Source organism: Aquabacterium sp. (assembly GCF_035476535.1).
In the GTDB taxonomy this organism is placed as follows: Bacteria; Pseudomonadota; Gammaproteobacteria; order Burkholderiales; family Burkholderiaceae_C; genus Pseudaquabacterium.
In genome coordinates, this window is the sequence record NZ_DATILJ010000088.1 from 1 (window position 1) to 13,122 (window position 13,122).

At 70.3% G+C, this 13,122-nt stretch carries 11 protein-coding genes and 1 pseudogene; 4 read left to right on the plus strand and 8 right to left on the minus strand.

Annotation, left to right across the window (positions count from 1 at the left end; translation table 11 throughout):
* A pseudogene (locus VLK61_RS08905) lies at positions 1–601 on the plus strand (saccharopine dehydrogenase); the annotation flags it as partial.
* On the opposite strand, the gene VLK61_RS08910 reads toward VLK61_RS08905, so the two are convergent.
* From VLK61_RS08910 to VLK61_RS08920, 3 genes are read right to left on the minus strand one after another with little or no spacing between them, the layout of a single operon-like run.
* Complete coding sequence (locus tag VLK61_RS08910) at positions 602–1,336, minus strand: class I SAM-dependent methyltransferase (RefSeq protein ID WP_325420288.1); 735 nt, start codon at positions 1,334–1,336, stop codon at positions 602–604.
* Entirely contained in the window at positions 1,326–2,279 is a 954-nt protein-coding gene (locus VLK61_RS08915) for a glycosyltransferase family 2 protein (protein WP_414636790.1), read from the minus strand. Before VLK61_RS08915 ends, VLK61_RS08910 begins: the two co-directional genes overlap by 11 nt.
* 59 nt (positions 2,280–2,338) lie before the next feature.
* Complete coding sequence (locus VLK61_RS08920; protein WP_325420290.1) at positions 2,339–4,150, minus strand: hypothetical protein; 1,812 nt, start codon at positions 4,148–4,150, stop codon at positions 2,339–2,341.
* A 100-nt stretch (positions 4,151–4,250) separates the two neighbouring features.
* On the opposite strand from VLK61_RS08920, the gene VLK61_RS08925 reads away from it, so the two are divergent.
* The 3 genes from VLK61_RS08925 to VLK61_RS08935 all read left to right on the plus strand — a co-directional run bounded on the left by VLK61_RS08925 (position 4,251) and on the right by VLK61_RS08935 (position 6,728).
* Positions 4,251–5,348, plus strand: a complete 1,098-nt coding sequence (locus tag VLK61_RS08925) for an acyltransferase family protein (RefSeq protein WP_325420292.1) — start codon at positions 4,251–4,253, stop codon at positions 5,346–5,348.
* A gap of 63 nt (positions 5,349–5,411) precedes the next feature.
* Positions 5,412–6,293, plus strand: coding sequence for an N-formylglutamate amidohydrolase (locus tag VLK61_RS08930; RefSeq protein ID WP_325420294.1), 882 nt, complete (start codon positions 5,412–5,414; stop codon positions 6,291–6,293).
* Positions 6,294–6,338: 45 nt separating this feature from the next.
* Positions 6,339–6,728 carry a hypothetical protein gene (locus tag VLK61_RS08935; RefSeq protein WP_325420296.1) on the plus strand — a complete coding sequence of 130 codons (390 nt, stop codon included), beginning with the start codon at positions 6,339–6,341 and terminating at the stop codon, positions 6,726–6,728.
* A 7-nt stretch (positions 6,729–6,735) separates the two neighbouring features.
* Here the strand turns inward: VLK61_RS08935 and crcB are convergent, their stop codons facing one another.
* The 5 genes from crcB to VLK61_RS08960 form a co-directional block, all read right to left on the minus strand.
* A complete protein-coding gene (crcB, locus tag VLK61_RS08940) occupies positions 6,736–7,125 on the minus strand; it encodes a fluoride efflux transporter CrcB (RefSeq protein ID WP_325420298.1) in 390 nt (129 codons plus the stop codon).
* A 5-nt stretch (positions 7,126–7,130) separates the two neighbouring features.
* Positions 7,131–7,826, minus strand: coding sequence for a general secretion pathway protein GspB (locus VLK61_RS08945; protein ID WP_325420300.1), 696 nt, complete (start codon positions 7,824–7,826; stop codon positions 7,131–7,133).
* A gap of 4 nt (positions 7,827–7,830) precedes the next feature.
* Positions 7,831–9,483 (minus strand): ExeA family protein, encoded by a 1,653-nt coding sequence (locus VLK61_RS08950; RefSeq protein ID WP_325420302.1) that lies wholly within the window; start codon positions 9,481–9,483, stop codon positions 7,831–7,833.
* Between the two features lie 156 nt (positions 9,484–9,639).
* Positions 9,640–10,824 carry an AAA family ATPase gene (locus VLK61_RS08955; protein WP_325420304.1) on the minus strand — a complete coding sequence of 395 codons (1,185 nt, stop codon included), beginning with the start codon at positions 10,822–10,824 and terminating at the stop codon, positions 9,640–9,642.
* 150 nt (positions 10,825–10,974) lie between these two features.
* Positions 10,975–13,122 carry a hybrid sensor histidine kinase/response regulator gene (locus VLK61_RS08960; RefSeq protein ID WP_325420306.1) on the minus strand — a complete coding sequence of 716 codons (2,148 nt, stop codon included), beginning with the start codon at positions 13,120–13,122 and terminating at the stop codon, positions 10,975–10,977.

The following is a 13,122-nucleotide window of genomic DNA, read 5'->3' on the forward strand; positions in this document are numbered from 1 at the left end:
GGCCGTGCTCAGCTACTGCGGCGCGCCGATTCCGGTCTGGCAGCAGGGCCGCTGGACCCCGTTGCCCGGCTGGTCCAACCCGGTGGCCGTGCCGTTTGCGCGCATGAAACCGCGGCTGGGCGCGCTGTGCGACATCCCCGATCTGGAACTGCTGCCACGGCGCCACCCGGGCGTGCAGAGCGTGATGTTCCGTGCCGCGCTGGAGGTGAGTCTGGCGCAGCGCGGCTTTGCCTGGCTGGCCGCCTTGCGCCGCGCCGGCCTGGTCTCGCGGCCCGAGCGCTGGGCCCCTCTGCTGCAGCGGGCGGGCGACTGGCTGAACCCCTTCGGCAGCGATGTCGGCGGCATGGTGCTGCGCGTGCAGGGCCTCGATGCGCAGGGCCAGCCGCGGCAGCGTGCCTGGCACATCACCGCCGGCCAGGACCACGGGCCGGAGATCCCGTGCATGGCCGCCATCCTGCTGGCGCGGCGCTGGGCGCGCGGCGAAGCGGTCACGCCCGGTGCGGGCCCGTGCGCGGGGCTGCTGTCGCTGGCCGAGTTCGCGCCCGAGTTCGCACGCTGGGGCATGGTCAGCGAGGTGATCGAAGAGGCGCCGCCGGGCTGATCACTCCGCTGCCGCTTGCAGCACCGCGATCACCGACACGCCGAACGGGAACAGCCAGCGCGGCAGCACATGCCGCTCAGAGGCGAACACCGTTTCGAGCAGCCGGTTCAGCAGCGGCGGCGGCAGCGCCGCATCCGATCCGCCCGGGCGCCGCAAGGCCGCCTGCGCCAGGCGCGCCAGCGCGATCAGCGGGAACAGCAGCGTGTTGCAGTAGCCGATGCGCTGCACCCGCAGGCCGGCCTTGCCGGCGAGGGCCCTCAGCGCACCGGCGGTGTAGCGGCGGTGATGGTGGTGGGCGCTGTCGTGCGCCGACCACAGCCAGCGGTAGGCTGGCGCCGTCAGCAGCAGCCGGCCGCCCGGTTTCAGCAGGCGGCGGATGCGGCCCAGCGCCGCGCCGTCGTCGGCGATGTGCTCCAGCACATCGAGCAGGCAGATCAGGTCGAAGCGACGGTCATCGAAGGGCACCGGCTCGGGCAGGCCGCCCAGCTGCACCGTGCAGACCTGCTGGGACTGCGCGATCTCGCGCGCCAGCGGGTCGTACTCCATCGCGCTCAGCGCGCCGAAGCGCGCCAGCATCGCCAGGTTGCCGCCGGTGCCGCAGCCGATCTCCAGCAGCTGCGCGCCGGGGCCGAGATCGAGGCGCTCGATCAAGCTGGCCAGGATGCGCCGCCGCGCCGCGAACCACCAGTGCGTGGCCTGCACCGCGGCCATTTCGCGGTAGACCTCAGGCCGCATGGTCGCTGCTGTCGAACTGCTCGCGCACGATGTACACCGGCCGGCCCTTGGCCTCGCCGTACAGCCGGCCCAGGTACTCGCCGATCACGCCCAGGCCGATCAGCTGCACGCCACCGAGGAACAGCACCACGGTGATCAGCGAGGCATAACCCGGCAAGTCGCTGCCCAGCACCAGCGTGCGGCCGATGATGAACAGCGCGTAGGCAAACGCCACCAGCGCGACCAGGCTGCCCAGATAGGTCCAGATGCGCAGCGGTGCGGTCGAGAACGACGTGATGCCCTCGATCGCCAGGTTCCACAGCCGCCAGCCCGAGAACTTGGTGCGGCCGGCACTGCGTGGCGCTCGAGTGTAGGGAATCGTCGCCTGGCGGAAGCCGACCCAGGCAAACAGGCCCTTCATGAAGCGGTGGGACTCGGGCAATCGCTTCACCGCGTCGACCACCTTGCGGTCCATCAGCCGGAAATCGCCGACATTGACCGGCAGCGGTGCATCCGAAATGCGGTTGTTCAAACGGTAGAACCAGTCGGCCGTCTTGCGTTTGAGCAGGCCGTCGCTGGAGCGGTCGACGCGCTGCGGCAGCACCACCTCGAAGCCGCTGCGCCACAGCCGCAGCATCTCGGGAATCAGCTCGGGCGGGTCTTGCAGATCGGCGTCGATGGGAATCACCGCGGCGCCAAGCGCGTGGTCGAGGCCGCAGGTCAGCGCGGCTTCCTTGCCGAAGTTGCGCGCCAGATCGATCACCCGCAGGCCGGGCAGCGTGGGCTGCAGGGCCCGCAGCTGCTGCAGCGTCGCATCCCGGCTGCCGTCGTTGATGCAGACGATCTCGAAGCTCTCCCCGCTGGCCTGCAGCACCGGCAGCAAACGTGCAAAGAACGCGTCCAGCGCGGCGGCTTCGTCGTGCATCGGGCAGACGATGGACAGGGTGGGCGGGCAGGGGTTCACGAGGGGTCGCGTGTGAAACGGGGGTGTCGATGATGCCGCAGCATCGGGCTGGGTCATGCTCACTGCGGTCCGGACCCGCACCAGCCGGGCGCGCCGCTGTCGAGCCGTTCGCCGTGGCCTTGCCAGTGCAGGCGTTGCAGGCCATCGGCATCGGCTTGCGCCGGCAGAGCCAACGGGGGCGAGTAGCTGCTGCCGCCGGCATCGGCATCGAAGCGGATGCGAAAGCAGGCCGGCAGCGGCTGCTCCAGGCGCAGCGCGCCCGCCGGCGCCGGCACGTCCAGCCGTTGGCCGGGCGCCAGCAGGCTGTAGCGGCCGGGCTGCGTGGCACTGAACTGCCAGCGCAGCCCTTGCTGTGAGATCTGGCGCTCCAGGGTCAGCGTCATCGGCTCGGCGCGCAGTTGCGAGCGCCAGGCGGCCAGGCGGGCCGGCAGGTCGGCCGCGATATTGGTCATGCCGTCGCTGGCCGGGTCGTAACGCAGCACGCGCCGGGTGCCGGCCGGCAAGGCGGCCAGTTCCACGTCGTCGGCCATCAGGCGCGGTGGCGCGGCACTCAGCGCCATTGCCGGGCGCAGCGCCAGCAGGCCCTGCGCAAACCAGTCCGCCACGCCGGCCGGCAGCAGCACCACGCTGTCGGCAGGCTCGGTGCGCAGGGTGTCGGCGAAGGCGCGGTGTTCGCGGTGCACGGCGGCGGCTGACTCCAGCGCTCGGGTGCTGGCCAGCCAGGCGGGCACGGCCACCGCGGCGAACAACACCAGCGCCGCGGCGCCGCGCGGGGCGGGCCCCAGTCCGCCGATCACGCCGCCGATCTTGCCGCCCATGACGCCGCCTACCGCGCCGCCGGTGGGCTGTTCATCGACGGCGGCACAAGCCCTGCCCAGCGCGATGGCGAAGCCCAGCGACAGGGCCGCCCACAGCCCGATCAGGTAGCGCTCGTTGCCGGCCACCAGGCCGGGAAAGCGCAGCAGCGGCAGCAAGGGCAGCAGCAGCAAAACCGCCGCCGCGGCCAGCCGCGCCACGGCGGGCCAGCGCTGCCGGCTGCGCCACAGCGCCACGGCCACGACCAGCAGCCACGCGCCGCCGCCCAGCAGCGGCCAGCGCCACAGCAGCGCCGGCAGGCCAGCGAGCTGCTGCCGCAGCAAGGCCGGCTCGGTGGCCGCCAGCGCGCCGGGCGGCGTGTAGCCGCCGATCGGATCGCCCAGCATGAACCAGCGCCAGGGCACGTACAACAGCATCACCACGCCGAAGGGCACGGCGGCGCGCAGCCGCTGCCCCCAGCTGCCCAGCGGCAGCAGCAGGGCCACCGCGCCGAGCGGCAGGTAGATCTCCTTCGCGCTGGCCGCCACGGCGTAGGCCAGGCCGCAGGCCAGCAGCAGCCAGCCTGGCCCGCCGCGCAGGCGCTGCGCGAACAGCAGCAGGGCCAGCCCGTAGAACACCAGACCCTCGGTGTAGTGCCGCACCATCAGCAGCTGGCTGGCCTGCGCGATCGGCACGCCCAGCAGGAACAGCAGCGCGCCGCTGGCCGCCGCCACTGGGCCCACCCACAAGGCCGCCAGGCGCCAGATCAGCGCGGCGGCCAGGCCGATCATCAGCAGGTGATGCGCGTAGTAGGCGCCGGCCTGCATGCCGGCCAGCGCATGGTCGAGCTCGTAGCTCAGGGTGAGCCAGGGCGTCAGGCTGTACGGCACCAGCGCGCGCCAGGCGGCAGGTTCGAAGAAATACTGCCACGGCGCGAAGCGCAGCGCGTGCTGCAGGATCTGGGTGTCGTCGCAGCACCAGCTGTTGCGCAGCGTCGATCCATAGAGCGCAAAGGCAGCGGCCAGGCAGAAGGCGCCAGCCAACCAGGCGGCGCGGTGTGGCGAGCGGCGGAACATCGGCGGCATTATCGGCGGGCACCGCGCCCGGTCGTGCGGTGGGCGCGCCAGGGGTGCGCGAAGGGTGCGCCGGTATAGTTCAAGCCGGTGGCGCAAGGGTGTGCCCACGGCAGGGGCGCAGGTGGTGGCAGAAGACAGCGCATCGACGGAATACTCGGTCGAGATGGTGCGGGGCGTGGCGGCTGTGATGGTGATCGCGGCGCACTACCTGCCGGCGTTTGCCGGCGTGTCGAGCTTTGCCTACACCGGCGTGGACCTGTTCTTCGTGCTCAGCGGCTTTGTCTTCGCGCCCTATCTGTTCGGCAAGCCGCTGCGCTGGGGACCGTACCTGCTGCGCCGCTTCTTCCGGCTGTATCCGCTGTATGCGGTGGCCCTGTTGGTCTACGCCGGATTGCGCTGGCTGCAGGGCGAGCCGGTGAACTACCTGCTGCAGCACGTGTTCCTGGTGCAGACCTTGCAGAACAAGGACATTGCCTACCATCTGAACCCGGCCTTCTGGAGCCTGCCGCCGGAGGTGGAGTTCTACCTGCTGCTGCCGCTGCTGGCACGCTGGGTGCACACGCTGCGCCAGGTGCTGTGGCTGTTCGCAGCGGCGCTGGCGCTGCACCTGGCGATTGCATTCGCGCAGCCGCTGAAGCCGGCCTCAGACGGCCTGTGGCTGGTGTTGTCGGTGCACTTGCCGGGGCTGCTGGTGGAGTTCCTGCTCGGTGCGCTGGCCTGGTGCTTCGTGCGCAGCGCGCCGAGCGGCGGGGTGCGGCTGGGCTTGCTGGCCGGGGGCGCGGCGCTGTGGTGCGCCATCGCCTCGGTGGCCGCTTACTTTGTCATCCATGGCGGAGATGAGGCACTGAATGCCATCACGCTGCTGCGCGGCAACGTGAGCTTGATCGCCGCGGTGGCCTATGCCGCGATGGTCGCTGCCTGGGTCGGTTGGTTGCGCTCGCCGCCACGCTGGCTGCTGGCCACGGCGATGCTGCTGGGCAATCTGAGCTACGGCCTGTACCTGTTCCACAACGCGCCGCTGCAGCGCCTGCCGCCGCTGCTGCCTGGCGTGCCAGTGGCGCTGGTGGCGCTGTTGTGCCTGGCAACGACGGTGGCGATGGCCTATGGCCTGCATCGCCTGGTCGAAGCGCCGATGCGCGCCTACGGGCGGGGGCTCGCGCAGCGCCGTGCGGGCGCTGCATCGCATGCCCCGGCCTGAGCGCCGGGCGCCGGTAACGGGAGCACACTGCACGCATCGACATGACTTGAGGTTCGGCACCGCATGGATCAGCAAACGCCCTGGGTTCGCGTGATCGCCGGCCGCGCCGACCAGGCGCTGCCGCTGGTCTGCGATTCGCCGCACAGCGGCACCCGCTACCCTGCCGACTTCGGCCATGCCATCGCACGCAGCGAATTGCGCGCCGGCGAGGACACCGACATCGACCGCCTGTGGTCGCGTGTGCCGCAGGTCGGCGGCACGCTGGTGCTGGCGGACTTTCCCCGCACCTACATCGATGTCAACCGCGCGCTCGGTGATCTGGACGGGGCGATGCTGGCGGGACCCTGGCCCGAGCCGCTCGCGCCTTCACCGAAAACCGCGCTGGGCTTCGGCCTGATCTGGCGCCAGGTGCGCGCCGACGCGCCGATCTACGACCGGCAGCTCACGGTGGCCGAGGTGCAGCAGCGCATCGAGCGCTGCTGGCGGCCCTACCACGCTGCCGTGCGCGCGGCCTGCGACGCCGCAGTGCAGCGCTGGGGTGCCTGCTGGCACCTGAACCTGCATTCGATGCCGCACAACGCCTATGAACGGCTGGGTCTGCACTCGGCCACGCCGTTGGCCGACTTCGTGCTCGGCGACCGCCACGGCAGCAGTTGCGACGCCGGCTTCGTGCAGTGCGTGCGCGAGATCATCGAGGGCCAGGGCTACCGCGTCGCGATCAACGACCCCTATGCCGGCCAGGAACTGGTGCGGCTGATGGGCCAGCCGCAGGCCGGGCGCCACAGCCTGCAGATCGAGCTCAACCGCGCGCTGTACATGAACGAGGCCACGCGCGAGCCGCACGCCGGCTTCGAGCGCCTGCGGGCCGACCTGAATCGCATCGTCGAAGCCATCGCGCAGGAACTGCGGGCCCGCTGCGCCGGCGCCACCCCGCCGGCCGCATGACAAAATGCGGGCCCTTTTGCGAGTTCGATGGATGAGGTGCCTGCCGTGGATTTGAAATTGCCGATCGTGATTCACGACGAACTCAGTGACAGCCTCGTCAAGTCGACCGGCCTGCTGGACTTGGCCAGCGGCGAGATCCGCAGCATCGAGTACGAGAACTACGACATGCGCGCGCGCGGCCTGCCGATGGAGCAGGAGGACTACGAGTTCACCTGCGGCCTGCTGTCGTACCAGGGCAAGGAAGTGGAGTTCCGCGTCGATGTCGACGTGACCACCGGCCGCTATTCGGTGAGCCCCAGCGAGTTGCTGGAGATCAAGGTGCGCGCGGCCAAGCTGTTCGCCGGCATCGAAGGCGCTTCGCTGCTGGCCGGCTCGGGGCCGGCGGCGGGCTCACCGCCTGCCGGCCGCGGCAAGCCGCCCGGCGGCAAGCGCTGAGCGCCGTTCAGCCGCGCGACATCCAGGCCTGGGCCAGCACGATGCCCAGGCCCGTCAGCGCCAGCGAGCCCAGCAGGTGCATGCCGGCCGTGGCCAGCGCCCACAGGGGCTGCTGACGGCTGATCAGGTGAACCACCTCGGCCGAGAAGGTCGAAAACGTGGTCAGGCCGCCGAGGAAGCCGGTGACGGCCAGCAACCGCCACTCCGGCGCCAGCGTGCTGTGCTGGGTGAAGAAGGCCGAGGCCACGCCGACCAGCAGCCCGCCCAGCAGGTTGGCCGCCAGCGTGCCCAGCGGCAGCGTCGGGAACAGCGGGTTCAGCCAGAGCGCGAACAGCCAGCGCAGCACCGCGCCGATGCCGGCGCCGCTGAACACGGCGATGAAGGCGGTTGTGGTCATGGGTTTCAGTAGCTGATTTCGAAGCGCGTGCCCTTGTAGTCGAACACCGCGCTGCGCAGCCGGATGGTGCGCAGCGTCAGGCCGGGCAGCGGCTGGTCGCCTTCATGCAGCACCTGGCCGTTGACGATCAGCATGCGGTTGGTCGGCTGCGGTGAGTCCATCGCGCCGCCGATGTTCAGTGTCGGCACGCTGCGGCGAAGGGCCTCGGGCAGTTCGCTGAGCAGGGGGATGCGTGCGGCGGCGGCCGGCGCGCTGGCCGCTGCGACGGCTGCCGCAGGTGAGGGTGGCACTGAGGCTGCGGCGGTCGATGCGGCAGGCCCCTGCGCCTGCGTGGGCTGCAAGGCGGGCCGGGGCACTGGCGGCAGAGCCAGTGGCGCTGAGGGCACGGCAGCCGCTGGCGTGGCCGTCGGCGTCGCTGCGGGTGGGAGTGGCTCCACAGGCGCATGCGCGATGGCGGGCGCGGCCGCGGAGCCGGCGACTGGCGCTGCCGCAGGCGCCGGTCCCGAGCGCGGCAGCAGCCACCACGCGCCCAGCGCCCCCGCCAGCACCAGCGCGAGCAAGAGGCCGGTCCAGCGCCAGGCCGCCGGCGACGCTGCCATTCGCGGCGCGCCGGACAGCACCGGCTGCGCATGCAGGTCCGGCACCGCGCCGCGGTTGCGTTCGGCATCGGCACGCCGCAGGGCGTCGAGCACGTAGGACATCGGTTCAATTCTCCGGGGTCATCGTCAGGCGCGGCTCGTGGATGCCGGCGGCGCGGTTGAGCTGCATCAGCGTCATCGGGCCGGCCACGCCGTCGGCCTTCAGGCCCTGCGCCAGCTGGAATGCAGCGATGCGCTCGCGCAATGGCCGCTGATTTTGTGAGTCATCACTGTCGACGGCCTTCAGCTGGGTGCCCAGCCAATCGGCCAGTGGGCCGCCGTGGCTATCGCCCAAGGTGGACGGCAGTCCTTCCGGCGCGCGCCACAGGGTCGCGAAACCGCCGCGCCACCAGCGGGCCAGCGAGGCCAGCGTCACGGCCCGCGGGGTGTCGCCGATGCGCAGCGTGGCGCTGCGCTCGCCCAGACCCAGCAGCAGGGCATAGGCTGGTTGGCCGGCGTCGTCCTGCAGTACCAGCAGGCCGGGCCGTGCGAGCTGGCGGATCTGCGCCAGCGTCAGCACCGATCGATGGCAGCGCAGCGTGGGCTCGGCCGTGCAGGGGTCGGCCTCGGTGGCGGCCGCGCCGGGTACCGTCCACAAGCCGGCCAGCGCGCGCCAGGCCTGACGCTCGTCGCGCGGCAGGCGCTCGAGCAGCGTGGCCAGGTCGGTGGCCGCAGCGGGCAACGCCGCGCCGCTGGCGGCCGCGGCCGATGCGCTGGCAACACCGGGTGAAGGCGCCGCTGCGCTGGCGCTACCCGCCAAGGTCACGGCCGCCACGGCAGTGCCCGCCGCGGGCCGCTGCAGCAGTGCGCCGAGGCCGGCCAGCAGCGTCGCGCCGATCACCCCGCCCAACGCGGCGGCCAGCAGCAGTCGCCGGCGGGCGGCCGGCGCGGCGGCTCCCGTGTCATCGAACACCTCCCTTGCGGCCCGCTCGACGATGCGCTTGTCCACCGACGCATGGCCGCCGCCATAAGCGCCCAGCAGCGCGCGGTCGCACAGCAGGTTGATGCGGCGCGGCACGCCGCGCGCCAGCGCGTGGATGCGGCGCAGCGCCGCGGCATCGAAGGGCAGCGCACCGCTGAAGCCGGCCACGCCCAGGCGGTGGCGGATGTAGGCTTCGCTTTCGGCCTCGCTCAGGGCCTGCAGGTGGTAGCGCGCGATCACGCGCTGGGCCAACGGTGCCAGTTCGGGTCGGGCCAGCATCTCGCGCAATTCCGGCTGGCCGATCAGGATGATCTGCAGCAGCTTGCGCTCGGTGGTCTCCAGGTTGGTCAACAGGCGCAGTTGTTCCAGCAGCGTGGCCGACAGGTTCTGCGCCTCGTCGATGATCAGCACGTTGTTGCGGCCCTGGGCATGGGCCTGCAGCAGGAAGGCGTTCAGCGGATCCAGGTAGTGCTTGATCGTCGGCGGGTTGCTGCCGGCATCGGGCACGGTGATGCGGAACTCGTCGCAGATGGTCTTGAGCAGCTCCGTGTCGGTCAGCCGCGGGTTGAAGATGTAGGCCACGTTGCACTGCGCCGGCACGCGTTCCAGGAAGCAGCGGCAGACGGTGGTCTTGCCGGCGCCGATTTCGCCGGTGAGCACGACGAAGCCGCCGCCGCCTTGCAGGCCGAACAGCAGGTGCGCCAGCGCCTCGCGGTGGCGCTCGCTCATGAACAGGAAGCGGGGATCGGGCGCGATCGAAAACGGCTCGTGGGCCAGCCCGAAACGTTGCACGTACATGCGCCGAGCATACTTCCCGGGCTTGAGCGGCCGGCCGGTCAGCCTGGCCGCCGACCCGACAGGCTTGGCTCAAGTCGGCAGCGGCGAGGCCACGCGCCACACCGACAGGCAGATTCCCGCAGGCGGCGGTGCCTCATCGGAAGCCAATACTGACGGCTATCGCTTCCAGTCGTTGCCCGGCATCGTGCGACGCATGTAGTCATCAAAGAGCGGAACTGTGAATGCTGTCTCGCCATGCTGCGGGCTGTAGATCATTCCCTTGGCGATGAGCTTGGAGCGCGTGGGGCCGACGCTGGTGACTTTCACACCAAGGCGATCGGCAATGTCGCCGGACCGCTTCGCTCCTTCGCCCAAGTCTGCAAGCGCCCGCATGTACCGCTTCTCGGATGGGGTGCAGCGATCGAATCGAACCCTGAAGAAACTTTCGTCGAGTGCCGAGATAGCCTCCGAAGTCGCTCGCTCCACGTCGGCGAGCGTGATCGGGGACTTCTTCGCAATGTTCCAGACCTCGTAGCCCCACTGCTGCAGGAAGTACGGGTACCCCTTCGTCACGGTGATGATCTTTGCAATCGCGTCCTTCTCATAGAGAACGTTCATGTCCCGGGCCGGCCTGACGAGTGCCTGCTCCGCGTCTTCGTCGTTCAATGGGCCGACCGTCGGATAGTCGAACAGTCGTTCCGCGTAGGATTTCGATTCGCCCGCCAAGCCAAGTATTTGCGGTAAGCCGGCACCGACCACGATGAACGGCAGGTTCAGCTGAGCAACCTTGTGAAGGGCCATGATCAAGGCACTGAACTCCTTTCCGGTCATGTATTGCATTTCGTCGATGCACAGTGCAACGGCGGTGTTTTTCTCGGCCGCTGCCTCACCAACCGACACCAAGAGGTCTGCCAGGTCCAACTCCAGATCACCGCTGTCTGCAGTGCCCTTTGCGGGCTCGATTCCCAACTCCATGTCGTTCCAGGTGAGCTTCACGCTTCCCATGAAGCTCCGCAGCGCGCGCAATGCCTTGCGCCCCTTGTCTCCTGCGGCGGCCGAAATGCTCAGTGAAAACAGGAGTTTGCGTAGCGGAGGAACGATCAATGCAGGGAGCGTTTTCCCTTCGTGAGCTTCAATCAGCGTGGACTGATATCCAAGGCGTTCAGCCTCGCTTTGGAAGCGTACGAGCAGGACGGTCTTTCCGACTCCGCGCAATCCGACGACGATGAGGCTCTTCGACGGGCGCCGCCGCTGAATGCGTGTCAGAGCGATTTCTGCACGCTCTAAGACTTCATGTCGTCCAGCCAACTCGGGCGGCGGCGTTCCTGCCCCGGGAACGTAGGGGTTGTCTCTGGCGTCCATGGCGTCCCTTACCTGTTTATGTGGAGTTTATCTAGAATCTAGAATAAACGGGTAATACCGCTCGATCTTGACTGTTGCGCCACCCCTGGCTCGTGCGCATCAGGCAAGACCGCGGCGATGTGTGGCCGCTGCCCTGGCATGGTCTGAACGTCAGCCTGGCGTGATCGGTTGTGTACCTGCCGGTGGCGGCGGGCCGGCAGGGGCCGCTGCGCGCAGCAGCGCCTGCAGCAGCTGCGCGGCATCGATGGGCTTGGAGACGAAGTCGTTCATGCCGGCTTCCATCGCCTGGCGCTGCTCGCTGGCCAGCGCGGCGGCGGTCAGCGCAATGATCGGCAGCTGCTGTGCGTCGAAGCGCTCGCGCAGCCGCTGCGTGGCGTCGATGCCGCTGAGCCGTGGCATGTGCATGTCCATCAGCACGGCGCCGTAGTGCCGGCCTTCGGCCTCGGCCTGCTGCACCTGTTCCAGTGCCGCGGCGCCGTCCTGCGCTTCGTCGACCACGGCGCCCCAGCGGCGCAGCATCGCGGCGGCGATCATCATGTTCACCGGGTGGTCCTCGGCCACCAGCACCCGCAGGCCGGCCAGCGGTTGCGGCAGGCCCGGCTCAACCACCGGCGCATCGGCCGGCGCGCTGGCGGCGGCCAGCGGCAGCTCGGCCCAGAAGCTGCTGCCCTGGCCGGGCCGGCTGTGCAGGCCGACCCGGCCGCCCATCAGCTGCGCCAGCTCGCGGCAGATCGACAGGCCCAGCCCGGTGCCGCCGAAGCGGCGGGTGGTCGAACTGTCGGCCTGCACGAAGGGCTGGAACAGGCGCTGCTGCAACTCGGGCGCGATTCCGATGCCGGTGTCGCGCACGGTGATGCGCACGCCAGCGGCCGCACCGGTGGCGGTCGGCGCTTCGAGCAGCAGCTCGATGTGGCCGGCCTCGGTGAACTTCAGCGCGTTGCCGAGGAAGTTGACGATCAGCTGGCGCACGCGGGCCGGGTCGCCGCGCACCGTGCGCGGCACGCCGGGCGCGATGCTCAGGCTCAGCCGCAGCCCGCGCGCGCTGGCCTGCGGCGCGTGCAGCGCCTGCTGGCTCTCGGCCAGCGCGTGCAGGTCGAAGACCACGCTCTCCAGCTGCAGCCGGCCAGCCTCGATGCGCGACAGGTCCAGCACGTCCGAGATGATCTCCGCCAGCGATTGGCCGCTGGCTTCGGCATGGCGCAGGTAGCTGTCGCGCTGGGCCGAGTGCGGCGGTTCGCCCAGCGCGAGCCGGATCATGCCGAGCACGCCGTTCAGCGGCGTGCGCATCTCGTGGCTCATCGCGGCCAGGAAGCTGCTTTTGGCCCGGTTGGCGGCCTCGGCCTGCTCCTTGGCTTCGGCCAGCTGGCGCTGCGCGTGCTGATGCTCGCCGATGTCCTCCAGCACCCAGATCATGCCGGCCGCATAGGGCTGGTGCGGATCCACCGCACGCCCGCGCATGCGGCCGGGAAAGCTGCTGCCGTCGTGCCGGATGACCTTGGTTTCGAGGTCGATGTCACCGTCGATCGCGCGGGAGGCGGCGCGTTCGCGAAAGCGCTCGTAGGCCCGGTCGCTGGGAAAGGCCACGCGGGTGGAATGGCCGGCCAGCGTGCCCGCAGGAAATCCCAGCAGCGTCTCGTACATCGGGTTCACGTACATGAAGACGTTGTTGCGCACCAGCGCCAGGCCCACCGCGGCATGTTGCAGCAGCTTGCCGGTGTCGGCGCGCTCACGTTCCAGCGCGCTCACGTCGCGCGACACCGTCACCAGGTGGTCCTGGCCCTTGAGCTGCAGGCGCGAGGCCGAGATCAGCGCCATCAGCTCGCGCCCGTCGCCGGCACGCAGCCGCACCGGCTGGTTGTGCACCTGGCCTTCGCGCAACACGCGTTCGCGCAGCGCGGCCCGCTCGGCTGGGTCGGCCCAGAGGCCCAGGCTCACCGCATCCCGGCCGATGGCCGCCTCGGCGGCAACGCCGAAGCTGCGGCTGAACTGCTCGTTGATCATGACCAGGCGGCCATCGTCCAGCGAACTCACGGCCACCGCGTCGGGGCTGGTCTGGAACACGCCCAGCAGCAACTGCTCCGATTCATGGCGGCGCTGCGACTCCTGCATCAGCCGTGATATCGCCAGCGCCGCGACCAGGCCGACGGCGATCACCGCGCCCAGCATGTAGGCCTGGTGCATCGCCACATCCATGACGCCAGCCAGCAGCGCAGCGCCGAGCGCGCCGGCCAGCAACGCGCCGCTGACGGCCCACCGGCGGCCGGCCCGGCCGCGACCGGCGTCGGGCGGCGTTGTCAT